Source organism: Bradyrhizobium sp. CCGUVB1N3 (genome assembly GCF_024199925.1).
Classification (GTDB): domain Bacteria; phylum Pseudomonadota; class Alphaproteobacteria; order Rhizobiales; family Xanthobacteraceae; genus Bradyrhizobium.
This window is the reverse complement of record NZ_JANADR010000001.1, coordinates 1,211,089-1,232,810: the sequence shown is the minus strand read 5'-3', so window position 1 is coordinate 1,232,810 and position 21,722 is coordinate 1,211,089. Positions and strand designations below refer to the sequence as shown.

The window sequence follows — 21,722 nt, the reverse complement described above, 5'->3', positions numbered from 1 at the left end:
TCAGAGCTTCTCGGCGCCCGCGCGGAACATGCCGATCACGAGCTCGCTCGCGCCGTCGATCGCGCGCCGCATGGTTGAGCCGGTGCCGATCGCCTCCGCCGCGTAGACCGGTGTCTCCACCGCGATTTGGCCACTGCGCCAGACCCGTACCACGCCGACCGGCTGCCCCTCCTGGACCGGCGCACGCACCGGGCCGCTATAGACGATGCGCGCGATCAGCTTGTCGCCGCCGTTCTTGTGCACCATCACCCTCACCGGCGTCTTGGCAATGAGCTTGACCGAGCGGCTCTCGCCGCCGAACACTTTTGCATAGCCCACCGGCTGGTCGGCCGCGATCAGCGTCCGGGTCTCGAAGTTGCGAAACCCCCATTCCAGCATCTTCTTGGCTTCGGTGGCGCGATCCTCGGGGTCTTCAAGGCCGTTGACGACGACGATCAGCCGCGTGCCGTTCTGCACGGCCGAGCCGACCATGCCGTAGCCGCCCTCCTTGGTGAAGCCGGTCTTCAGCCCGTCGGCGCCTTCCATGGCGCTCAGCAGCGGATTGCGGTTGGGCTGGCGGATCTTGTTCCAGGTGAACTCCTTCTCGCCGAACAGCTTGTAGAACTCCGGATAGTCCAGGATGACGTGGCGCGCGAGGACGCCGAGCTCGCGCACCGTCATCTTGTTGCCGGGGTCGGGCAGCCCGTTCGAATTGGCGAAGGTCGATTTGGTCAGTCCGAGCTCGCGGGCACGCTTGGTCATGAAATCGGAGGCGAAGAGGCGCTCGTTCCCGGCCAAACCCTCGGCAAGCGCAATGCAGGCGTCGTTGCCGCTTTGGATGATCGCGCCATGCAGGAGATCGTCGACCGACACCTTGCTGTTGATCGCGGCGAACATGGTCGAGCTGCCGGAGGGCGCACCGCCCTTTCGCCAGGCATTCTCGCTGATCCGGTACTCGTCGGTCAGCTTGATGTCGCCCTTCTTCACCGCATTGAAGACGACCTCCGCGGTCATCAGCTTCATCATGCTGGAAGGCGCGCGCAGCTCGTCGGCGTTCTTCTCGAACAAGACGCTGCCGCTTGAGGCTTCGATCAGGATCGCGGTGGGCGCGTCGCCGTCAAAGCCAGCCTCTTCCTTCTTGGCGCCCTGCACGCTCTGATTGGCGGCATAGAGCACGCCGCCCCAGCCGAGGCCTAGGGCCACGCCGGCCGCGACGAGCCCGCGCGCGAGCCACCCGGCGGTGAACCGGGATGGGCGGGTCGGAGAAAAGAGAAATGCCATGGCGAAGCCCTGAGAGCGGCGTTCTAACAGTTGGCCCCTGTGCAAACAACATCGGGAACCGGATCATCACCCGAAGATTGCACAGGTGAGCCGGCGTCCCTATCGTGGCGCCTCACGATTTCCGACCAAACCTCTGAAACAAGGCGGAAAAGCGATGTTCTCCTCCCGTATGATCTCAGCCAATGGGATCGATCTTTTCGTCCGTGAACAGGGCCAGGGGCCGCTGGTCGTACTGTGCCATGGATGGCCCGAACTCTCCTACTCCTGGCGTCACCAGATCCCGGCGCTGGCGGCGGCCGGCTTTCGCGTTGTCGCTCCGGACATGCGGGGTTACGGCAGGACCACGGCGCCGTCGGGCGTTGCCGCCTACTCCATCTTCGACACGGTCGGTGACGTCGTCGCCCTGGTGCAGGCGCTTGGCGAGACCAAGGCCATGGTCATCGGTCACGACTGGGGCGCACCGGTGGCCTGGCATGCGGCGCTGTTCCGGCCAGACATGTTCACGGCGGTGGCGGGCTTGAGCGTCCCGCCGCCGTTTCGCGGCCGCGGCAAGCCGCTCGACCTGTTGCGTGAGAACGGCATCACCAATTTCTACTGGCAGTACTTTCAGACGCCGGGCGTCGCCGAGGCCGAGCTCGAGCGCGATGTCGCCCACACCATGCGCATCGTGCTCGGCGGGCGCGGGCTGTCCGATCCGACGGCGGCGATGTTCGTTCAGGACGACAAGGGCTTCCTCGGCCACGCCAGCGGCTCGGAGCCTTTGCCGAGCTGGCTGACGCAAGCCGATCTCGCCTATTTCACCGAGACCTATCGCAAGTCTGGCTTTCGCGGCGGCCTCAATTGGTACCGCAACATTGACCGCAATTGGGAGCTGACCGCCCCCTGGCAGGATGCGCAGATCCATCAGTCCTCTCTGTTCATCGCCGGCTCCAAGGATGCCGTGATCACCGGGCTGATCGGCGCCAAGCGCGTCAATGAACTCGAGCGCGTGCTGCCCAACCTCAAGCGAAAGCTGATCATCGAGGGCGCCGGCCACTGGGTGCAGCAGGAGCGGCCCGACGAGGTCAATACGGCCCTGGTGAACTTCCTGAAGGAAAGCGCGGCTCAGTAGAGCCCGCGGCCGCTCAGGATATTGCGCGCTTCCGCCGCGCCGTCGTCGGAGACATAGGCCGCCGATGGTGCCGTATCCGACGTATCCTGGTCATAGGACACCGCGCGCGCGTTCTGCAGCGCCCGGCCGCGGCTGCGGCTCGAGGCCGACATTTCCGAGGTCGCGTTGATCGAGGCGACGTCCGCCGAAGTATTGCCGAGGCTGTAGGGCCGCCCTTCCGGCAACGGAACCTCGCCACGGATCGCGCCGTGGCTGGAGGCCGAAAGTTCCGGGACAAACGGTTTGGCCGAGGCGACGCGGACCATCGAGGGGGTCGGCGCAGGAATGCCGGTGCGCAAGGTGGCCATCAGCTGGCGGTCGTCGGAGCCCTCGAGGGGCGCCCGGCCGACATATTCGACGCGCACCTTGGCGACGCCATTGCCTTTGAATTCAAGCAGTTCAGCCGCCTTGTTCGAGACGTCGATGAGCCGGTTGCCGTGATAGGGCCCGCGGTCATTGACCCGGACGATCAGCGATTTGCCGTTGGAAAGGTTGGTCACCCGCGCATAGCACGGCATCGGCAAGGTCGGGTGCGCCGCCGTGAGCGAGCCCATGTCGAAGATTTCGCCGTTGGCGGTCAGGCGGCCGTGGAAGTCGTCGCCGTACCAGGAAGCCAGGCCCTCGGCGCGGTAGTTGGCGTCCTCCTCCGGCACGTACGTCTTGCCGGCCACCACATAGGGCTTGCCGATGCGGTAAGTGCCGCCGCCCTTGGGCACGGGATCGCCCAAGGCCACGACGCGCGGGCTGGAGGACACGCCGTATTTCGGATCGACGTGGCTGGCGAATTTGCCCGATGAGGCGCAGTTGGCGAGCGCGAGGCAGGTTGCGGCAGCCGCAACACCGCGCGCGGCCCGCATCATCGAATCTGACCGTCGGATCCCCATTCGCCCCAATACCATCTCGCCGGACGCGTGCCCACAAGGAGGCCTTCTGCCGGACTTTGCCCGAAACGGCCCACCACCGGTTCGGAAGCAGTGACGATATCGCAACGTGATCACGGCGGAAATGGGGAGCGCGCGGCTCTCGCACCGAGATGGTAAACCAGAGATTGGCGTTCCCTCCGTTGATCTACGGAGCGCCGGTGCGCGAGGCGCCCTACTCCCGTCCCAGTCCTGGACAAACTGTTGCGCCGAAGCCTCACTGCTTCCCGATTGCTAGTGCGCACATTGGAATCCTTTTGACTGTGCAAGGCGGTACGCGTTTTGTCGCGTGTGCGAGGGGCGCAACGGAAGTTTGCGATGATTGAGACGGTTTCAGCACTGATGGGTCTGGTAAGCGCGGGGATTTTTCTGGCCCATGCGTTCGAAGGATATCGCACGAGGGCATAATGCCTCGCGCGGAAGCGTCACCTCTTTCAATTGAGCGCGTTCGGAAACTTTTAATCAATCCGGTCGAGCATCGAGTAGGAGAGCGGCAGGTGTCCTATGCGCAACCATGATCTGGTGTCCGACGGCTTTCTGGCGTTGACCGCAGGCGGCTTGGTTCTGCTCTGCTCGAGTCTGATGGCCCTGGCATTCGCCTGAGGCGCGCCGACTTTCTTTCCTCTATCCCATCGACCGCGATGTTGCGGCGCAATAGCATTTCGGTCGGCGCGTCCAGGGTTTTCGGACCGTCTGCCTCCCTTTTAGTTGATTGAATTTCCGTCTCTCGCGCCTCGACTCAAATCAAGAGGCCATCACCAACGAGGGTGACGAGACATGCTTGCCGAGAAATTCTTCCTGGTTCTGGAAACGCTGATCCGGACGAGCCGCACTTATCCGGACGGAAGTCCGCGCGTCGTCAGCAGCTCCCCGCACGTGCCGGTCAAGCTGCCGAGCGAGAGCAAGTAGCCAGCGACGCACGCGGCCTGGGTCAGCTCAGCGCAGGCCCAGCACCGAGCGGCGATAGCCGCTACTCCTGGCTTCGTTCAGACAGACGAAGCTGCCATCAAACCCCTGCCCGTAGAGCTTCTGCCCCTTGGCGTAGTAGCGGCCCTTCCTGAAATCCAGCCACACCACCTTGTCTGTCGGACAATAGCGCTGCGCCTGGTCCGCGTAGCGAAATGGCGTCAGCGGCAGCGCGGCCGCTTCGCTGATCATGGCTCCGCAGAGCACGATGGTTGCAACAGCCGCAATCGTCCGCACGATGTCTCCAAGGATCTCAGTTGAAAGCCAGCGCCGCCCTGAGGTCAGGATAGCATCATGCCGCAGGCGGCGCATGATCCCGACGTCGCGTCTTCCGCAGGCCATCATGTCGGGTTACATCTGGTGACCGTGCAACCGAAGCGGGGAATTGCCTGAAAATGTCGAGCGAGCCTGAGACGACGAGACAGCCCCGCCTTCCGGCCTCGCCGCGCCTGCGCGCGCTGCCGATGGTCATCTTCGGCTCGCGCTGGCTGCAACTGCCGCTCTATCTCGGGCTGATCGTCGCGCAATGCGTCTACATCGCGCTGTTCGTCAAGGAGCTCTGGCATCTGTCCTGGCACGCGCTGGACCTGACCGAGCAGCAGATCATGATGAGCGTGCTGGCGCTGATCGACGTCGTCATGATCTCCAACCTGCTGGTGATGGTGATCGTCGGCGGCTACGAGACCTTCGTCTCGCGGCTCGATCTCCAGGGTCATCCGGACGAGCCGGAATGGCTTGGCCACGTCAATGCGAGCGTGCTGAAGATCAAGCTCGCGATGGCCATCATCGGCATCTCCTCGATCGCGCTGCTGCGCACCTTCATCGAAGCCGGCAATCTCGGCTCAAGCCGCGCCAGCTTTACCGAGCAGGGCGTGATGTGGCAGGTCCTGATCCACATCACCTTCGTGGCGTCGGCGATCGGGATTGCCTTCGTCGATCGCCTGAGCGACACGGCCACGCGCAACCACGAATAACGCTCATTCCAACTCCCGTGATGGACACCGATTTCTCATTCAGGGCCGCCCGCTTCGAAGACGCGGAAACGGTTTTCAATCTCACCAAGGCGTCGATCAGCGGCCTTTCCGGAGCATCCTATTCCCGCGACCAGATCGCGAACTGGATGGGCGACCGCACGGTCGCGTTCTACGAGGACCTCATCGCCAGGGGACGAATGACCGTGGGCCTCCGCGATGGCAAGATGGTTGGCTTTGTCGATGCCGAGCCGGGCGAAGTTACCCGCCTATTCATCCTGCCCGAAGCGGCAGGCACGGGACTTGGACAAAGACTGCTGAAGATCGGAATAGCCGAGGCGAAGGTCGGCCACGAGGGACCGATCAGGCTCGAAGCAACCATCAACGCCGAAGGCTTCTACCGCAAGCACGGCTTCAGGAGCATCAAGCGGGGCTATTTCTCACACGGCCTCGGCGGCGCGCCGATCGAGATCGTCCACATGGAGCTGTGACCTTCGAAAGACATCTGCACGCTCGGGACCCACCCTAGTCGGGGCCCTTCAGCTGCTGCACGGCCTGGTGCAGGAATTCCTGAAGCTTCTGTGCAACCTGCTCGGGCGTGATTCCCTTGCCGGCGAGGTCGCCGGAGACCTTTGCCAGGACATCATCGACCGCCTTGTTGTCCAGATTTGCGGTCACGAGCTCGGTCGAGTAGCGGCTTGCGGCATCGCCGCTCAGCCCGAGCTGTCCCGCGGCCCACATGCCGAGCAGCTTGTTGGACCGGGCCGTGGCTTTGAACATGAGCTCCTCGTCGTGAACGAATTTGGCCTCAAAGCCCTGCTCGCGCTTGTCGAACGTGGTCATGGTCAGGCTCCCTCCCGTTACGATCGTCTCCGTGGTCGCTTTGCCGTTTACTTCGTTTGCCTGTCGAGACGCCAGCCGAACGGTGGAACCGCCGGCGCGGCTGTTCGGGATCAGGTCATGCGTCGGACTATAGCACAGGCGCGGTGACCAGCCTGACGCCAGCTTCGCCTGATTCACTACTCACAAAGGAGAATCGCGGTTGGCTTGTCCTCAACCACCGGGAGACAGCGCACGAACAGAGAGCTGCGCTCATCCCGCCGACACCGAACAACGCGGCGCCTGACCGGATTTCGACAGCGAAACTATCGGTCAATTTGCGAGCTGCACCCTCGCCTCACGCAAAAACACCCCCGGCATGCGACTGCCGGGGGTGTGTTTTTTAAATAATGGATAAGTAAAGCAATGGATCACCTATAGCAGGCGATCGGAATTGCGGATGTGAAGCAGTTCACACATGGCGAGAAAAAAGTGCGCCTGAGTGGACCGGCGGGCTTCTCAGCTTGATCCTCAACGCGCTTGATCGCGTTGAAGCGGTGTGTGCAATGGTTCGAGGTCTTTCCCGCCGCCAAAGACCTCAGGACAGGAGAAATGATCATGCGGACAACGCTAGCCATCTTGGCCCTGCTGGCCGCGGCAACAGCCGCCCGCGCAGGCTCCGCCCTTCCCGCCTCGTATGATTACCCCTGGTGCGTCTTTGGCGAGCAGCTCGGCTGGTCCGGCGACTGCTCGTATGAAACCAGGGCGCAGTGCCTGGCGTCCGCTTCCGGCCGGCCGACCACCTATTGCGATCTGAACCCGCGCGTCCTGTTCAGGCAGCAGCAGACCGGACAGCAGCCGGGCGTGCCGCAGCCCCGGGTGTACCGCAGGCAGTGAAGCTGCCGCCCAACGCACGCGGATCAGGTCATCTGCGTCAGACGCAGCCGTGTGACCGGCATGGGACAAACAAAAACGTCGAAAACAACCCCATGCAAAGTAGCGTGAGCCTTGGCGGCCCGGTCGAGGCCCAACCAGGCCGCCAAAGAAGCGGCCTCGCAGCCCGCGCGGGTGCCGCCCTCCCTTAATCGGACGAAAAGTGACCAGCACGCGTTGGACCGGGACGACGCGCCAACCCCAACCGGTCCAGCCCCGGCGCCAGCGCGCAGAGCCGGCCCAACCCCATCCCGGTCCCCAGCCCCACCCACCGCCGTCATAAATCCGCAATTTTAGGGCGCTCTGTCCTTCCAAGACATTGGGGTGAGTGATGACCGACCGGACACAACCAGGAACGGCGCCACGTGATCGCATTTTGGAAGCGGCTCGAAAGGAACTCACCGAATTCGAGCGGCGAGAGATCGAATTTCGCAGGAAGGATCGCGAAGAACGCGCCGCCGAGCTACGGCTTCCCTTGAAGGAAATCAAAATCCACTGAATCCCCTGACCCTGCAGGCTGAGCGCCGGGAGTGGACAGACGCACGATTGGAAACCGAAAGACGCGTGAATAGCTCAGCCAGCGATTCATCGCGGCATGTTGGCCCCGGCGGTGACTAGGGAAACACGGTACCATGCACAATGTCTTTCTTGGCATTACCTTCACTGGGGTCGTCGTGGTCGTCTTTACCGCTCTCGTCGCCCTTGAAAGAATAATCGGGTAGTGGCCCTGGCATTGAAACGTTCCCGTGGCAAAGGGGGCCGTGGACCGAAGTCTCCGCCTTAGCGCGAGGCTTTCGCTCGCGCAGCATTCATATCCGCCTTTATTTCTGGGACCTCCGCTTTATTGGCCGGTTCTCGATTTGGGGGCGGCTCGTTGAGGTCGCGGGCCCATGGCGCACCCGAAGGCGCGCCCGTCCGAACTGTCGGCCTCGCATGGTCGGAGTTCACGCAAGCGGAGACGAGAACACCCACAAGGGTCAGCGAACCTGCCCATGTCATCACCTGGATACGCATGCGCATCCAACCGATTGCCCCGAGAATCGATCCCTAGTTCACAATCAGCGATCGGAGAATTCTGGGAAACGACGATCTCCTTTCGCGGCGCTTCGGCGCGTCCATCGCTCTGTTGCTACTTTTAGGACGCCTTGTCGCCGCTCCGGGGTTGAGGGACACTGTTCTCATTTCAGGCAGTCATTTGGGGGCAAGTCATGCCCAGGATTCTCGAAGACCTATTGTGGTGCGCGGCCCTCGCGACATGGCTGATGCTTCTCTGCGGCTTTGCCGTCGTGGCGTTGCGGCCTCTTGCGAAGAACATTCGCCAGCAACTCGAGATGAGGCTGAGGTCGAAAGCGAAGCGAAGCTGAGCAGCGACGCTTCGGTTATACTCGTTGTCGTCGGTTCGCCGCGGGTCGCATTCAAGCTGTGACGCGCATCAAGAACGTGGCAGGCCTGCATCGCCACCTCAGAAATTGCTTGGCTGCGGCACTTACAGATTTTCAAGAATGAAACGGCAAATGGCTTCAGCCTGAACGAATGGCGCCACGCATCGGCCGTCAACAAGCCCGAATCACAAATGCAGTTTGGTGCGTCGAGGGCTTCAGTCGATTTCCACGCTGGTGCGATTGAAGTCCCCGACTCCCGCTCCATCGCTATTCAGCCCCCAGCCCCAGCGATGGAGCGGGGCTTTGAGCGCACAAACGTTGAAACCCTCGACCAATGCGGCGGACGGCCGCTACCAGCCAAACCCGCGGCCGATCTCGTGCAGCAGTTTAAGCGCGGCTTCGGAATAGCGGCCATAGAAGTAAGCTTGGTCTAGCTGAGACAGGAAGCTCAGCCCAAATAGCGCGATAGCAATGCCTCTAAGCATGGTCGTGGACCGGGTCGTTGAACGATGCTGTGAAAGTTCAAAACGGCCCCAGCCGCAGGGTTGGGGGACAGCCGGGGCCGTCATTCCCATTCCAATGTGCCGTAATCAGCGGTAATCGGCACGTGTCGACTTGAGCACACAGAAGCTAACAGGACATTTCGGGAGCTGTGCCAGGTCCCGTCTTTTCCACCGTGGCGCGTCAAAGGCTGGTGGGCAGTCATCCGCGAGTTCCGATCCTCATTGTTGCTGCTCCTGGGGAAATCCTGCCGTTAGGTCAGCGCATCTGTGTTTTCCGAATCGGCCAATCGTGTTCGCTCTCCCCTCGTAGCTTCAAACTGCGGGGCGTACACGCGTGAGCCAATTCGTCTCAATGCTTCTGCTTGCGACCGCCTTGACCCTGACCTTGTGTTTCGGGCTGGCCGCTTGGCGCCTGTCGGCCGGCAGCGACGCCGACATCACCGCCACGATTCCACATCCGGAATACGGCTGGAGGGCGAGGCCGAGCAACTGAACGCCCTTGCGCTCACCCTCCCGCTACGGGAACGTGGGCCGCTGCTCGAGACCGGGCTGAGGGCGAAGGACAAATAGAATTCTGACAGCCGCCCTCGCGGGCCACCCGCCCGTACGTCCGAGGCAGGTGGCCGCTTCCGAGGGCTGGATCTGAGCAGGGAGGCTCACGCCAGCTTTGCTCGCCACGCGATTAGACGGCCAGTCCAATAGTCCCGCAATTGAGAAACGGGATTACCCCGCTCAGTCGACAAGCCGCCTTCGCGACAACTCACTCTCGAAACCCTCGCCACTCGTTGTCAGTTTTTCCTGCGACGACCTGCGTGCCACCCGTGACACCGTTGCGCGGTGGATCTTGTGTTTGCCGTTGGTTCGAGTGAACGCGAGAGCGGAGCCCGATTAATGAATGAGCAACGCTGTTGGCGTAAAATGTAATCAACTTGCTGCTGGAGACTCGACAATGACCGAGTACGTCATCAGGGAAGTTGGCTCTCGTCAGTGGCTCGTGTTTGCCGATCGACGATGCATCGCTTTTTGTGCCGACGAGAACGAGGCTGTGAAAGCGATGAACGGACACAGTGCCCGCACTCGTCGTGACGAGATAGCGGCTCAAGCCGCGCTGGGAAGCGAGCACTCGGTAAGCCCAGCATCAATCGAGGTCCCGTTTTCCGCACCTACAAGCCATAGCGTTCCGCAGGCGATCGGGCCCTCGACGAGTTGATAATTTGCAAGACGCTTGGGAGGCCGCTTTGATGCGGCGTGCCCGCAGCTGGCTGGCGGCTGCCGGCGCTAACCATAGCTACAACCACCTCTTGATTGGACAAGTATTAAAACTCATAGTTGTGGCTTTCGGTATGGAATCGTTTGATGATGGTCCGTTTACCCATCGTCGCGGTCATCTCGCCCGACGGGGAAAGGTCATACTGGGTTGCGGCGGTCGAACCGGATAGGGCGACCGACGCGGTTGTGCGAGTCATTGGCAATGGCCATGTCACCAGGCTCTTGCGGCACAGCCTGCGCGTGAAGCCAGATGCGCTCCGACCAGGGGAAGTCCGGCAGCTCTCGTTCTGACCGGGACCGTACCCATTAAGAGCATTCATCTCCCTCAAAAGAGCCGCCCTGCGAATTTCACAGCCGGTCTATTTATTTTATCGGGTCGCCCACGTTGGCGAACTGAGACCGCGCGCTCTCGCTGCCGTCTCTTGGAAGGGAGCCGCGCGGATGACCCGCTTCTTCTTCCACGCCCACGGCGGCATTTCCGTCTTCGATGACGTCGGGCTGGAGCTTCCGGACGTCGCCGCTGCGCAACTCGTCGCGATCGAAGTGTGCAGGAATATTCTCAACGAAGGACCGGAGGGACCGTTTTGGCAAGACCTTAACTGGCGCGTCGAGGTTACCGACGGCCCCGGGATCTGCGGGCAGACTTTCCTTGTCGTTCAGTTTTCAGTCACGCGCACATCGATCACTCCGACCGCGGCGGCCGGCAGCAGTTTTGGATCACGGTGAAGAACCACGGCCATCAGGCGATGGAGCGCGTGGTCGCAAGGTGCTATCCGCCGCAGAGTATGCTTGAGCAGGCGCGAGCGGTCCCGCCGGTTCACGCCGGCGAGGTGCCGTCTATATGCGAAACGCCGGAGTTTTCGCAGATTGAGACGAACGCCCTCTTCGTCTCAGCGTCCTCAAAGCAAAATCGTGTCCCCTGGACGCCGCGCTCTATCCACCAGTCTATTTTGTTTGCCCTTGAAATGCGGGATGCCTCTCCGCGCAACTGATCCAATTGCCTTCCATAGGCCCGAACGATCACATAATTTGTCATTCTCTAATCCAAAAATTGCACTGCTTTTGCTAGCCTTGAACGCAAGAGTTATTCTGACTGCTCATCGCGCACGCGCGGTGAGCGATCCCTTCGAAACGCCAGAAAGTCACAGAGTCACTCGCGCCGCAGCGATCGCACGTCAATCGCTCCTCGCCGAGCATGTAGCGCCCGCGGATCGCGGAAGCGGCATTTTTGCAAGACGGACAAATCAATAAAAAATTGCGCATACGCCAGCGCATCACCAGACCACCCAACACCTTCGAACGCCCCTTCGTGAATCAGGTATCTCGCACAGGTGGAGATTAGCGGACCTTTGCACGCCTGAATGTTCGGTTGCGAACACTGGAACTGCGACCGCTTGCCCCGGCGTGGTCGCGCCCTTCCGGAGCTGTTAGACTACGCACAAGTGCGAGAGAGCGATGAGCGATGAAGCGAAAGAAGCGGGCCTTGCGGCGCTGATCAGCGGCATTCTGGGCGGCAAGCTTACGAACGAGCGAGCTTCCAGGTCGAATCCGCTCGGTGAGTCTGCCCAGTCAGCGCCAACGGGAGCGACCGCACCTCCGGCGCTGGAGATGCCGCCAACGCTCCAGGAGGAGCCCGTTACCGCGTCCGCGCCGCGAACCAAGCCGATCGCTCCCATGTCCGCCGGCGGCCCCGATGAAAAACGAGCGCGACTGCCCGCTGTGGCGATCGCCGACCTTGTCCTTGGTGAGCTTCGCAAAGTAGATGGCTTTCCGAAATCCGGAGTTTCGATCACCGTGTACGGATATCGGCCCTGGAATGCCATGATCAGGTTCGGCCCGTTCTCGACCACTTTGGAGAACGCCTCACTCTTGCGCCGCGCTTTGCCCGACATCGTCTTGAGGCTCCGGCAGTATGTCGATCTTGAGGGATAGCGCCTGCCATGCGTCTCTCCCTGACCCGCGTTAACCCTGTCGCTGATCTTGTCCCGTATCCACGCCGGCTGATTCACTTCTGCCGCTAAGCCGCCTCATTGGGTCCCTGCAATCGTCTCCGATTTTGGAGAGCTCATTTCCGGCGGGCTTTGAGCGAGGCTTCTTCCTCGGACAGCGTGAAATCAGATGAGAGTGGCTCTCATCCTTGTTGGCCTCAGTACGCTCGCGGTGATGGAGTTCGAGACCCAGCCGCGCATGACTGGACCGGGTTGAAGGAGATTTCGAGCCTGCGCAACATGACGCTCTCTGAGCTGGCCGGTGAGATCGACCGCAACCGCCTGCACGGCAATTTGTCGTCCGCGTTACGCTTGTTCGTCCTCGACCACTTCAAGCACCGGGCAGCGGCGACCCAGCTTGAGCAGAAGATGCCACAGCCCAGCCATCCCGCGATGGGGCGTGAGCTCTGAAGCGGGACCGCAGCCCGCGCCCGTCCCGATCTCAATTCAGCTTCCGGGGCTTCCACATCCACGACTGGCGGTAGCTCGCGCCCATTCCGAACCGCTAGGAATCGATAATTTGCGAGGTGCTTACGTGGGCGCTTTGATGGCGATGAAGGTCGAGGAAGTGCCGCACGCACTGGTAGGCAGCAGGTGTGAGCCACCCGGGGAGACAAGCCTGCACGTTGTTCTGCATATCATCATACATTTCACAGGTGAGCCGCATACCCGAGTAAGATCACCCCGATTTGCAAGCCAACCCGTGGCATAAACCCGCTTGGGCGGTGTTAATCGTCACAGCCTTCCACTTCCGGGGCGGGAGTGTGTGATATGCCTCGCTCGCCATCCATCGTACCAAAAGATTTGGACGACGAAACCTACATCGTGCTGGACGCCTCCGGGACTTGGGTAGGGCGCGCCCGGTGGGACAATGAGGATAACCACGAAACTCTCATCGGCGACCTCTTGGACGGCCGGTATTGCCCTCCCGTGCGCATCGTCTGTTTCAACACCACCGAAGGATGGTCGCGCGTCGTAACGACAGACATCGCCGCTGAGCTGCAGCGGCGCGCGGCCGAGGGGGAAACTATCCCAGCCTTTCTGCAATATCTGTTGAAGATGGCAATCCCCGCAGAGAAGAAACACCCTGGAGCTGCTCGCCGCCCAAAACGACCTCGCTAAGGCTCGAGCTGCACGAAAGCGGGACCCCTGTCCGGCTCTTGAGAACATTGGACGCCAACCAAGGCGTCCTTACACTGGCGGCTGCAAGCCGGCCTCGTCCGTCCTGGCCACACCACGACTCGCAGGGTCATTTTGATCGCGGCGCGTGGGGAGCAATCTACGGTCGTAGTCACGGCGCCTCGGAGTACCGCTTCCCGACCGTAGTTTGCCGCAAGCTCATGTAGCGAGCCGGCCTCGCCCGCAAATTTCCGAGTATCGACTCCGCCCGGCCGGACGGACGCCTGCGGCCGTTACCGTGACTCAATTGACCCGGGATCCTCCGATCAAGTCGAAGTGTCTGGAGCGGCTGTCAGAGCTGGCCCCGGTTGTTTGGACAGCGCCCCGCGAAAATTAAGTGGATTCCTGCCGGGTTATGCTGAAGGCGGGGCTTTACGATTTTGCTGTGGCGTCGGGAGGGCGTAAGCCCGACCAGAGCCGCAGCAAAATCGTTGGCGACGATCATGCGGCCGTCACCATCGTTTGCGCGCCGAAGTAAGCCTCGTCGGGCGTGCGTTCGTCAAGGCTCGAGTGAGGACGTCCTCGGTTGTAGAACGCCAGATATTTGGAAATCGATGCTCGCGCCTCGAGCACGCTGTCGTAAGCACGCAGATAGACTTCCTCGTATTTGACAGTGCGCCACAGCCGCTCGACGAACACGTTGTCGCGCCAGGCACCCTTGCCGTCCATGCTGATGGCGATGTTCGCGTCCAGCAGCACGCCGGTGAAGTCGAGGCTGGTGAACTGGCTACCCTGATCCGTGTTGAAGATCTCGGGCCTGCCGTGCTTCGCCAACGCCTCCTGGAGCGCTTCGACGCAGAATATCGTCTCCATCGTGATCGATACGCGATGGACCAACACCCGTCGGCTGAACACATCGACGACCGCCGCGAGGTAGACGAATCCACGTCGCATCGGAATGTAGCTGATGTCCATTGCCCAGACCTGGTTCGGCCGCTCGATCTTCAATCCGCGCAATAGGTACGGGTAGATCTTGTGGCCCGGTGCGGGCTTGCTCGTGTTCGGACGGCGATAGATCGCCTCGATCCCCATGCGCTTCATCAGCGTCGCGACGTGGCGGCGGCCAATCTGCATGCCCTCACGCTGCAACAGCGATCGCAGCATGCGCGCCCCTGCGAAGGGATAATCGAGGTGCAGCTCATCGAGCCGGCGCATCAAGACAAGGTCCTCGGCCGAAACCGGCCGAGGTTCATAGTAAACCGTACTGCGGGCAAGGTTCAGGACCTTCGCCTGGCGCACGACAGACAGATCATGGTCGCGGTCGATCATCGCTTTGCGCTCAGCAGGCCCGCCTTGGTGAGCGCGCCGGACAAAAAATCGTTCTCCAACGCAAGCTCGCCGATCTTGGCATGTAACGCCTTCAAATCGACCGGCGCCTCGGCCGGTCCGTTGTCCTGCCCAAACACTCCGGCGGCGCCTTCCAGGAGTTGGGTCTTCCAGGTCGTGATCTGGTTCGGATGGACATCAAACAATTGCGCCAGCTCGGCCAACGTCTTCTCCCCCTTCACGGCCGCCAAAGCCACCTTTGCCTTGAATGCCGGAGAATGCGTCCGGCGACTCCTCTTCGTCATCTTCGCTCCTGATTCGCGGCAAGAAGCCTCGCCGCTCTCAGGCAGAAAATCCACTCAAGCTACTGTCCGAATTTGCGGAGCCAGCTCTGTCGTCCCTGAATGTCTGAAAGCGCATGACGCGCGCTCCCTCCTCCGCGCATTGGACGGTCATTCAATTGCCGACAGCCAAAACGATTCCGCACCTCGCACTCGATCCGGAGCCCGGTCGGTCGTTTGTTCGTGACCAGACAAACTATATAATAATCCGTGAGTCTGCTTGTTTGGAGGATCGCGATGAAAGCTTTCATCCTTGCCTGCGTTGCGACGATCGTAATCGCTGCGATTGGAGTTGCCGTGCTCGACAGCGTACAGCAATCCGTCGCAGAAGCCTTTGCGACGACGGGCGTGCGTCTGTAGGCAATGCTCCGGCAGCTCTATTCGGCTGCGGATGCAGCACGACGAGGTTGCGGCTGAGAATCGTTCGGGCCGCTCCGTGCCGACTGCTGCTCGAGCCACAGGCTGTGGTGCTCGCGCGCCCAATTGACATCCACCTCACCTGATCCCATCGCCTCGAATGCCCCTTCCATCCCGATCGTGCCGATATAGATGTGAGCGAGCATCGCGGCGATAAACAGCACGGCCACGACCGAGTGAACGATCTGGGCAATCTGCATGCCCTCGATTCCCGTCAGGTAGAACGGGAACATGAGCTGATACCCGGTCGCCGCGACGAGGCCACCGCCAATCACAACGATCCAGTAGATCCCCTTTTGTCCAGCGTTGAAGCGACGTGCCGGCGGATGATCGTGTCCGAACAGCCCGCCTCCGCGCTTGATCCACTCCAGATCCACCTTGTTCGGGATATTGCCGCCGATCCACATCAGAAAGATCAGCACAACGCCAATCGTGAAGGGGAAGCTCAGGTAGTTGTGGGCGAATTTCGCCCATTGCGACCATTCCGAGAAAGCGTCAAATCCAATCAGCGGAAGCAGCAGCGGCCGCCCGAACGTGATGTTCAGTCCCGAGATCGCCAGGATGACGAAGCAGGTCGCGGTCATCCAGTGCACGAAACGCTCAAATGTGTTGAATCGCACGATGGTGCGGCCCGATCGTCCGCTTTCGAGGCGAACCATGCCGCGCGTCAAATAGAAGATCACGAGCACCGCCAGCATGCCAAGCATGGCAACGCCGCCGATCCACCGCAGCGCGACGTTGCGGAATTCACGCCACTCGCGGCCAGCCGGTTGCATCAGCACGCTGGAGCGCTGGTCGGGAATGCTGACGCGCCCTTGGATCCGGTCCATCTCCTGAAGCAACTGGCGTTCGTTGACCGAGCTCGCCGTCGGATTGATCTGCTGGGCCGCCGACGGCGCCGGAACTGCCATGATCAACAGAAGCAACGCCCACGCGCCGATGGCGAGTCGAACGAACCTTGCAAATGAGGACATGAACTCCTCCTCGGCATTTGTGCCGCGTCGCCCGCGGCCTGCTTCAGGACTCGATCGTCTCGCGATAGGCAGTCTTCCAGCCCCACGCGCCTGAGCCGTAGCCGCGCTTCATCACCCGCTCCTTATAGATCTGGGCGATGATCTCGCCGTCGCCGGCGAGCAGCGACTTGGTCGAGCACATCTCGGCGCACAGCGGCAGCTTGCCCTCGGCGAGGCGGTTCGCACCGTATTTTTCGTATTCCTCCTTGCTGCCATCGGCCTCGGGGCCGCCGGCGCAATAGGTACATTTGTCCATCTTGCCGCGCGAGCCGAAATTACCGATCTTGGGATATTGCGGCGCGCCAAAGGGACAGGCGTAGAAGCAGTAGCCGCAGCCGATGCAGAGATCCTTGGAGTGCAGAACCACGCCGTCGGCGGTGGTATAGAAACAGTTCACCGGACACACTGCCGCACAGGGCGCATCCGTGCAGTGCATACAGGCCATCGAGACCGACCGTTCGCCCGGCTTGCCGTCGGCGATGGTGACGACCCGACGCCGGTTGATGCCCCAAGGGACCTCGTGCTCGTTCTTGCAGGCCGTGACGCAGGCATTGCATTCGATGCAACGGTCGGCGTCGCAGAGAAATTTCATACGTGCCATCGTCGTTGCTCCCTTATGCCGCCGCGATCTGGCAGAGGGTGACCTTGGGCTCCTGCATGCCCGTCGCGGGGTCGTATCCGTAGGTGGTGATCGTGTTGGCGCTTTCGCCGAGCACGATCGGGTCGGTGCCCTTCGGGTAGTTGCCGCGGAGATCCTTGCCTGCGAGCCAGCCGCCGAAGTGGAAGGGCATCCAGGCAACACCCTTGCCGACCCGCTCGGTGACGAGCGCCTTCATCCTTGCCCTGGAATTGTTCTCGGCTCCCGTGACCCAGACCCAGCCGCCGTCCTTGACGCCGCGCTCGGCGGCATCGGCAGGATTGATCTCGATGAACATGTCCTGCTGCAATTCGGCGAGCCACGGGTTGGTGCGCGTCTCCTCACCGCCGCCCTCATATTCGACCAAACGGCCGGACGACAGGATGAGCGGGAACTGTTTTGCAATTCCCTTCTCCACCGCCGCCTTCTGCACGGAGAACCCGATATTGGGCATGCGGAACTGCTTGGCGTCGGGCAGCGTCGGATATTTGGCGACGAGGTCGACGCGCGGCGTATAAATCGGCTCGCGGTGGACCGGGATGGGATCCGGCAAGCCGAAGGCATTCATGCGCGCCTTGCCGTTGCCGTAAGGCACGCAGCCATGGGCCAGCGCCACCCGCTGGATACCACCCGACAGGTCGAGCGCCCACGACACCGTGTCCGGATTTGCGGGATTGATCTTGTTGATGACACCTATTTCCGCTTCGGTGAGTTCAGTGTCCCAGCCGAGCTTCTTCAGGCTCGCCAGGGTGAATTCCGGATAACCGTCCTGGATTCCCGACCCCAGCGAGTACGAGCCGTCCGCGAGCAAGCTCACTTTCCGCGTCGTGCCGTCAGGCAGCTTCTCCTCGCGCTCGATGCCGAAACGCGGCCGGAACGTGCCGCCCCCATCCATCACGTGCAGATTTGTGTTGTAGAGCAGCGGCGTGCCGGGATGCTTGATCTCCGGAGATCCCCAGCACGGCCAGGGCAGACCGTAATAGTCGCCGCCGACCTCGGGATCGTCCTTCGGTGCCCGCATCGTCAGCATGTCGAACTTCGCCTGGTTCTTCATATGCGCTTTGAGGCGCTCGGGCGACTGCCCGCAATAGCCGGTGGACCAGCTGCCGCGGTTCATCTCGCGCAGGACATCCTCTGCTTCAGGAAGATTGTTTTCCACCTTGATTTTCTTGAACATCTGATCGGCGAAGCCAAACTTCTTCGCCAAAAGATAGATGATTTCGAGATCATCCTTCGATTCGAAGATCGGCTTCACGATCTGCTCGCCCCATTGCAGCGAGCGGTTGGAGGCGACGCGCGAACCCTTGCACTCGAATTGCGTGGCGACCGGGAGAATGTAGATACCATCCCTGCGTCCCGCTTCGACTGCGAGCGAGGCCCAGGTCGTCGGATGCGGATCGGCGATAACGAGCAGCTCGAGCGCCTTCAGGCCATTGAGGGATTCAGGAATGCGGGTGATGCTGTTGGAGGCGTGTCCCTGCACGAACACCGCCTTCACATTATCCTTCTGCGCGACCTGATCCTTCGGCAGCGTCACCGCTTCGAACCAGCGGGTCAGCGGAATGCCGGGGGTTTCCATGATCTGCTTGGTATCGAAGCGCGACTTCAGGAATTCGTAGTCGACCTCCCAAACCCGCGACCAGTGCTTCCAGGCGCCCTCGGCGAGGCCGTAGTAGAACGGCAGCGTGACGATATCGAGTCCAACGTCAGTCGCGCCCTGCACGTTGTCGTGGCCACGGAAGATATTGGCACCGGCGCCGGCCTTGCCGACATTGCCGGTCATCAACAGCGCGATGCAGCTCGCCCTCACATTGGCGGTGCCGACGGTCTTCTGGGTCTGGCCCATGGCCCAGATCAGCGTCGCCGGCTTCTCGGTGGCGAACATCTTGGCGACGCGCTTCAGCTGCTCGCCCGGAATGCCGGTGACGCGCTCAACTTCTTCCGGAGGCCACTTCTCAACCTCCTTCTTGAGGTCGTCGAAACCGTAGACGCGCTGCCGGATGAATTCCTTGTCCTCCCAGCCATTCTGGAGGATGTGCCACATCATGCCGTAGAGCACCGGGATGTCGGTGCCCGGCCGCATCCGCACATATTCGGTCGCGTGTGCGGCCGTGCGCGTCAGGCGCGGGTCGATGACGACAAAGTTGGCCTTTTGGAGCTCCTTTCCCTCGAGCAGGTGCTGCAGCGAGACTGGATGCGCCTCGGCCGGATTGCCGCCCAAGATGACCTGTGTCTTCGCGTTGCGGATATCATTGTAGCTGTTGGTCATCGCGCCGTAGCCCCAGGTGTTGGCGACGCCGGTGACGGTGGTTGAATGGCAGATGCGGGCTTGGTGATCGGTGTTGTTGGTGCCCCAGAACGCCCCGAGTTTGCGGAACAGGTAGGCGCCTTCGTTGGTCATCTTGGCCGAGCCGAGCCAATAGACGGAATCGGGACCCGACTTCTCACGTACAGCCTGAAGCTTGTCTCCGATCTCGTTGATCGCGGTGTCCCAGGACACGCGGGTCCACTGCCCGTCTACCAGCTTCATCGGATAGCGCAGCCGCCGCTCGCTATGCACAAGTTCGCGCACGGAAGCGCCCTTGGCGCAGTGCGAGCCGCGATTGATCGGGGAATCCCAGCTCGGCTCCTGGCCGATCCATACCCCGTTCAAGACCTCAGCCGTCACCGTGCACCCAACCGAGCAGTGCGTGCAGATGCTCTTGCGGACGGTCGCGCCCGCGGTGAGCGGACCGGCAATCGCTGCCTCCGCCTTGCGCACGTTGCCGACCGGCAGGGTGCCAACTGCTGCGAGCGCGCCACCGGCAAGACCGGATTTGCGCAGGAAACTGCGGCGGTCGAGACCGCCGGCCTGACCTGCAAGGGACTCCGCGACGGAGCCGTGGCGCAGGGAATGCTGGTGTGTTCGCTTGATCAGCACGGTCAACCTCCCTTAGCCGGATAACGATTGACGCGGTAAAAGGCCTTGACGTGATCGGTCTCCTTGTAGCGCGCCTTGCGCTTCTCATCGTTGGTTTCGCTGTCGGCCTCGGCGGACCCGACCAGCGGTGTCGCAAGCGTCGCGCCGGCACCGACCGTGCCGATGCCGACCTTGCGCAGGAAGTCGCGGCGCCCGACTGTGTTTTTCCTGTATTCACCCATCGCATCTCTCCTGGATCCGCGCGTGCGGGTCAGTTGGCGAATGTGAATGCTTCCGTCTCGATCTCCATAAAGGCGCGACCAAGCGCGCCGACCGCACGATAGAAGGTGGCGCTCTCCGCGCTTTCGATGTCGGCGAACAGCCGCCCCATCCAGGGCGCGACGTGTTTCTCGAAGAAGGCACGCTGCGAGTCAGACGACGCCGCGAAACGGCCTCCCGCAAAGCCAGCCATGATCTCGCACAGGATGGCTGCGTGATCTTCCGGCTCGAAATTGCTCGCGACGCGCTCGATCCTGCGCGCTGCGAGATCAGCGCGCAGGCGCGACAGCGGCCGCTCGTTGAGAAAGCCGGTCAGGTAGTAGGAGGCATAGGGCAGAAGTTCGCCGCGGCCGAGACCGATGAACAAGTCGAAATATTCGCGTTCGACCTTCGCTGCGACCGCACCGGCAGCGGCTTCGGCCAGCGCAGCATGCGCGCGCCCGAGCGGCGTCGCCTCGCCGGTCAATGCCGCCAATTGATCGAGCAGCCTTCTTGACGGCGCCGCCGATAGAAGCGAAGCCAGCAGCAGATATTCCTGCGCACGCGCCACGTCGACGGGATCAATCGGGTCTTCGGACACAGGCGGCTCGCCGTAAAGATCAGGCCGCAATTCGTTGCGCGACACGCCGGTCGCGGTTTCGACAGCGATCACCCGTTGTGCGGGTACCTTGCTCCAGTTTGAAACGGAGGGCTGGCTGATGCCGATTTTTCGCGCAAGCTGGGCAACGCCGCCAGCGGCGTCAATGGCGCGATCGAGGCCATCATCACGCACGTGGACCTCCCATCCAAGTCCCAGGTGCTTGATTACGCTTTTGTTACAAAGCGCTAGGCGAAGTGTAGTTCCAATGCCGCGGGCGTTCCATAGCCTGAGGCTATAGTATTTCGTTAGGGCTACTAGCGCGGCAGCGCGCCGCCATGCGCGCGGCGCCGAATGGGCTCGCGTTCGCTCTCGGCGCTTTCAGCGACCGCCGATTGCGTTGCAGCAGGAACGGAGGCGATTTCGGTCGTCGCGGATTCCGCGGCGATAACCTCGACCGTTGAAGTCTCGGCCTGGCGCAATTCTCGCGAAGAATCCGTGGCTTCAACCGAAGTCTCAAGCTGAGCCTCGGCCGACTCGCGCAGGCCACCGAGGATCCGGTCAACCAGCGCGGCCAGCTCTCCCTCGGAATAATCCAGCGGACCGAAACCGGGCATCGCAGAGGGATCGTTGAAGTCCCAGGCGTTCTCCGCCAGCCCGACGAAGTCGCGAATGGCCGGATCGGCGCTCCAGGCGCGTCGAAGCGCCGCACGCGTCAGCTCCTGCGGAATCCCTTTGCGCAGAAAGGCCTTGATGTCGGTTACTGACGTGATCGAGTCGATCGCAGGCAGGCTCGACAGATCGACTTCCGCCTCGTTGTCCTTGACGGGGGGCTTTGGTGCAGATTGCACGTCGTCGTGCATTGCCGCGGCCGGCGGCGTGGCGTTCGCCTTTGCCTCCTGCTTGCGGCGGGACCAGCGCACCAGAAACTTGTCCTCACCCAGCTTGTCCTC

Annotated in this window: 22 protein-coding genes and 1 pseudogene; 12 read left to right on the top strand and 11 right to left on the bottom strand. The window is 61.8% G+C overall.

What is annotated here, in order from left to right; genetic code table 11:
* Nucleotides 1-1,260, bottom strand: a complete 1,260-nt coding sequence (locus NLM33_RS05850) for a D-alanyl-D-alanine carboxypeptidase family protein (protein ID WP_254095173.1) — start codon at nt 1,258-1,260, stop codon at nt 1-3.
* Nucleotides 1,261-1,414: 154 nt separating this feature from the next.
* On the opposite strand from NLM33_RS05850, the gene NLM33_RS05845 reads away from it, so the two are divergent.
* On the top strand, nt 1,415-2,371 hold the full coding sequence (locus tag NLM33_RS05845; RefSeq protein ID WP_254095172.1) for an alpha/beta fold hydrolase: 957 nt from the start codon (nt 1,415-1,417) through the stop codon (nt 2,369-2,371).
* On the opposite strand, the gene NLM33_RS05840 is transcribed toward NLM33_RS05845, so the two are convergent.
* Nucleotides 2,365-3,267, bottom strand: coding sequence for a septal ring lytic transglycosylase RlpA family protein (locus NLM33_RS05840; RefSeq protein ID WP_254095171.1), 903 nt, complete (start codon nt 3,265-3,267; stop codon nt 2,365-2,367). The genes NLM33_RS05845 and NLM33_RS05840 overlap by 7 nt on opposite strands.
* 840 nt (nt 3,268-4,107) lie before the next feature.
* On the opposite strand from NLM33_RS05840, the gene NLM33_RS49230 reads away from it, so the two are divergent.
* Complete coding sequence (locus NLM33_RS49230) at nt 4,108-4,239, top strand: hypothetical protein (protein ID WP_256375276.1); 132 nt, start codon at nt 4,108-4,110, stop codon at nt 4,237-4,239.
* A gap of 27 nt (nt 4,240-4,266) precedes the next feature.
* Here the strand turns inward: NLM33_RS49230 and NLM33_RS05835 are convergent, their stop codons facing one another.
* On the bottom strand, nt 4,267-4,488 hold the full coding sequence (locus tag NLM33_RS05835) for a hypothetical protein (RefSeq protein ID WP_254105664.1): 222 nt from the start codon (nt 4,486-4,488) through the stop codon (nt 4,267-4,269).
* Nucleotides 4,489-4,691: 203 nt separating this feature from the next.
* On the opposite strand from NLM33_RS05835, the gene NLM33_RS05830 reads away from it, so the two are divergent.
* Together NLM33_RS05830 and NLM33_RS05825 are read left to right on the top strand one after the other, a co-directional pair.
* Nucleotides 4,692-5,270 carry a TIGR00645 family protein gene (locus tag NLM33_RS05830; RefSeq protein ID WP_254095170.1) on the top strand — a complete coding sequence of 193 codons (579 nt, stop codon included), beginning with the start codon at nt 4,692-4,694 and terminating at the stop codon, nt 5,268-5,270.
* A 20-nt stretch (nt 5,271-5,290) separates the two neighbouring features.
* Complete coding sequence (locus NLM33_RS05825; protein WP_371929907.1) at nt 5,291-5,758, top strand: GNAT family N-acetyltransferase; 468 nt, start codon at nt 5,291-5,293, stop codon at nt 5,756-5,758.
* Between the two features lie 34 nt (nt 5,759-5,792).
* Here the strand turns inward: NLM33_RS05825 and NLM33_RS05820 are convergent, their stop codons facing one another.
* Nucleotides 5,793-6,110, bottom strand: coding sequence for a DUF1476 domain-containing protein (locus NLM33_RS05820; RefSeq protein ID WP_254095168.1), 318 nt, complete (start codon nt 6,108-6,110; stop codon nt 5,793-5,795).
* Nucleotides 6,111-6,704: 594 nt separating this feature from the next.
* Between NLM33_RS05820 and NLM33_RS05815 the strand changes: the two genes are divergently transcribed.
* The 7 genes and pseudogenes from NLM33_RS05815 (at nt 6,705) to NLM33_RS05785 (ending at nt 13,283) form a co-directional block, all read left to right on the top strand.
* Nucleotides 6,705-6,983 (top strand): DUF3551 domain-containing protein, encoded by a 279-nt coding sequence (locus tag NLM33_RS05815; protein ID WP_254095167.1) that lies wholly within the window; start codon nt 6,705-6,707, stop codon nt 6,981-6,983.
* A gap of 367 nt (nt 6,984-7,350) precedes the next feature.
* Nucleotides 7,351-7,518, top strand: a complete 168-nt coding sequence (locus NLM33_RS05810; RefSeq protein ID WP_254095166.1) for a hypothetical protein — start codon at nt 7,351-7,353, stop codon at nt 7,516-7,518.
* Between the two features lie 2,335 nt (nt 7,519-9,853).
* Complete coding sequence (locus NLM33_RS05805; RefSeq protein WP_254095165.1) at nt 9,854-10,114, top strand: hypothetical protein; 261 nt, start codon at nt 9,854-9,856, stop codon at nt 10,112-10,114.
* A gap of 500 nt (nt 10,115-10,614) precedes the next feature.
* Nucleotides 10,615-10,899 (top strand): hypothetical protein, encoded by a 285-nt coding sequence (locus NLM33_RS05800; RefSeq protein WP_254095164.1) that lies wholly within the window; start codon nt 10,615-10,617, stop codon nt 10,897-10,899.
* Between the two features lie 729 nt (nt 10,900-11,628).
* Nucleotides 11,629-12,105, top strand: coding sequence for a hypothetical protein (locus tag NLM33_RS05795; RefSeq protein WP_254095163.1), 477 nt, complete (start codon nt 11,629-11,631; stop codon nt 12,103-12,105).
* Nucleotides 12,106-12,365: 260 nt separating this feature from the next.
* Nucleotides 12,366-12,572 (top strand): annotated as a pseudogene (locus NLM33_RS05790) (ribbon-helix-helix domain-containing protein); the annotation flags it as partial.
* Between the two features lie 360 nt (nt 12,573-12,932).
* Nucleotides 12,933-13,283 (top strand): hypothetical protein, encoded by a 351-nt coding sequence (locus tag NLM33_RS05785; protein WP_254095162.1) that lies wholly within the window; start codon nt 12,933-12,935, stop codon nt 13,281-13,283.
* A 498-nt stretch (nt 13,284-13,781) separates the two neighbouring features.
* Here the strand turns inward: NLM33_RS05785 and NLM33_RS05780 are convergent.
* Nucleotides 13,782-14,911 (bottom strand): IS3 family transposase gene (locus tag NLM33_RS05780; protein ID WP_254095161.1). Its coding sequence is split into 2 segments (ribosomal slippage): nt 13,782-14,659 and nt 14,659-14,911, totalling 1,131 coding nucleotides; the frame shifts between segments, so codons are not numbered across the junction.
* A gap of 273 nt (nt 14,912-15,184) precedes the next feature.
* Here NLM33_RS05780 and NLM33_RS49225 point away from each other — a divergent pair.
* Nucleotides 15,185-15,307 carry a hypothetical protein gene (locus tag NLM33_RS49225; RefSeq protein ID WP_256570516.1) on the top strand — a complete coding sequence of 41 codons (123 nt, stop codon included), beginning with the start codon at nt 15,185-15,187 and terminating at the stop codon, nt 15,305-15,307.
* A 17-nt stretch (nt 15,308-15,324) separates the two neighbouring features.
* On the opposite strand, the gene NLM33_RS05775 is transcribed toward NLM33_RS49225, so the two are convergent.
* The 6 genes from NLM33_RS05775 to NLM33_RS05750 form a co-directional block, all read right to left on the bottom strand.
* Nucleotides 15,325-16,338 (bottom strand): formate dehydrogenase subunit gamma, encoded by a 1,014-nt coding sequence (locus tag NLM33_RS05775; RefSeq protein ID WP_254095160.1) that lies wholly within the window; start codon nt 16,336-16,338, stop codon nt 15,325-15,327.
* A gap of 43 nt (nt 16,339-16,381) precedes the next feature.
* The gene (gene fdh3B / locus NLM33_RS05770; RefSeq protein ID WP_254095159.1) at nt 16,382-16,978 is read right to left on the bottom strand and encodes a formate dehydrogenase FDH3 subunit beta; all 597 of its coding nucleotides are present in this window, start codon (nt 16,976-16,978) and stop codon (nt 16,382-16,384) included.
* 13 nt (nt 16,979-16,991) lie between these two features.
* Nucleotides 16,992-19,934, bottom strand: coding sequence for a formate dehydrogenase subunit alpha (locus tag NLM33_RS05765; RefSeq protein ID WP_254095158.1), 2,943 nt, complete (start codon nt 19,932-19,934; stop codon nt 16,992-16,994).
* A gap of 2 nt (nt 19,935-19,936) precedes the next feature.
* Nucleotides 19,937-20,155 (bottom strand): twin-arginine translocation signal domain-containing protein, encoded by a 219-nt coding sequence (locus NLM33_RS05760; RefSeq protein ID WP_254095157.1) that lies wholly within the window; start codon nt 20,153-20,155, stop codon nt 19,937-19,939.
* Nucleotides 20,156-20,184: 29 nt separating this feature from the next.
* Nucleotides 20,185-20,964 carry a Cro/CI family transcriptional regulator gene (locus NLM33_RS05755; RefSeq protein ID WP_254095156.1) on the bottom strand — a complete coding sequence of 260 codons (780 nt, stop codon included), beginning with the start codon at nt 20,962-20,964 and terminating at the stop codon, nt 20,185-20,187.
* Nucleotides 20,965-21,086: 122 nt separating this feature from the next.
* Complete coding sequence (locus tag NLM33_RS05750) at nt 21,087-21,713, bottom strand: DUF3306 domain-containing protein (RefSeq protein ID WP_254105663.1); 627 nt, start codon at nt 21,711-21,713, stop codon at nt 21,087-21,089.
* Nucleotides 21,714-21,722: the final 9 nt, after the last annotated feature.

Coding starts and splice junctions, on each gene's coding strand:
- NLM33_RS05795 (WP_254095163.1), top strand. CDS start 11,629: ATGAGCGATGAAGCGAAAGAAGCGGGCCTTGCGGCGCTGATCAGCGGC.
- NLM33_RS05845 (WP_254095172.1), top strand. CDS start 1,415: ATGTTCTCCTCCCGTATGATCTCAGCCAATGGGATCGATCTTTTCGTC.
- NLM33_RS05760 (WP_254095157.1), bottom strand. CDS start 20,155: ATGGGTGAATACAGGAAAAACACAGTCGGGCGCCGCGACTTCCTGCGC.
- NLM33_RS05850 (WP_254095173.1), bottom strand. CDS start 1,260: ATGGCATTTCTCTTTTCTCCGACCCGCCCATCCCGGTTCACCGCCGGG.
- NLM33_RS05785 (WP_254095162.1), top strand. CDS start 12,933: ATGCCTCGCTCGCCATCCATCGTACCAAAAGATTTGGACGACGAAACC.
- NLM33_RS05825 (WP_371929907.1), top strand. CDS start 5,291: ATGGACACCGATTTCTCATTCAGGGCCGCCCGCTTCGAAGACGCGGAA.
- NLM33_RS05775 (WP_254095160.1), bottom strand. CDS start 16,338: ATGTCCTCATTTGCAAGGTTCGTTCGACTCGCCATCGGCGCGTGGGCG.
- NLM33_RS05800 (WP_254095164.1), top strand. CDS start 10,615: ATGACCCGCTTCTTCTTCCACGCCCACGGCGGCATTTCCGTCTTCGAT.
- NLM33_RS49230 (WP_256375276.1), top strand. CDS start 4,108: ATGCTTGCCGAGAAATTCTTCCTGGTTCTGGAAACGCTGATCCGGACG.
- NLM33_RS05815 (WP_254095167.1), top strand. CDS start 6,705: ATGCGGACAACGCTAGCCATCTTGGCCCTGCTGGCCGCGGCAACAGCC.
- NLM33_RS05830 (WP_254095170.1), top strand. CDS start 4,692: ATGTCGAGCGAGCCTGAGACGACGAGACAGCCCCGCCTTCCGGCCTCG.
- NLM33_RS05820 (WP_254095168.1), bottom strand. CDS start 6,110: ATGACCACGTTCGACAAGCGCGAGCAGGGCTTTGAGGCCAAATTCGTT.
- NLM33_RS05840 (WP_254095171.1), bottom strand. CDS start 3,267: ATGCGGGCCGCGCGCGGTGTTGCGGCTGCCGCAACCTGCCTCGCGCTC.
- NLM33_RS05810 (WP_254095166.1), top strand. CDS start 7,351: ATGACCGACCGGACACAACCAGGAACGGCGCCACGTGATCGCATTTTG.
- fdh3B (WP_254095159.1), bottom strand. CDS start 16,978: ATGGCACGTATGAAATTTCTCTGCGACGCCGACCGTTGCATCGAATGC.
- NLM33_RS05835 (WP_254105664.1), bottom strand. CDS start 4,488: ATGATCAGCGAAGCGGCCGCGCTGCCGCTGACGCCATTTCGCTACGCG.
- NLM33_RS49225 (WP_256570516.1), top strand. CDS start 15,185: ATGAAAGCTTTCATCCTTGCCTGCGTTGCGACGATCGTAATCGCTGCG.
- NLM33_RS05805 (WP_254095165.1), top strand. CDS start 9,854: ATGACCGAGTACGTCATCAGGGAAGTTGGCTCTCGTCAGTGGCTCGTG.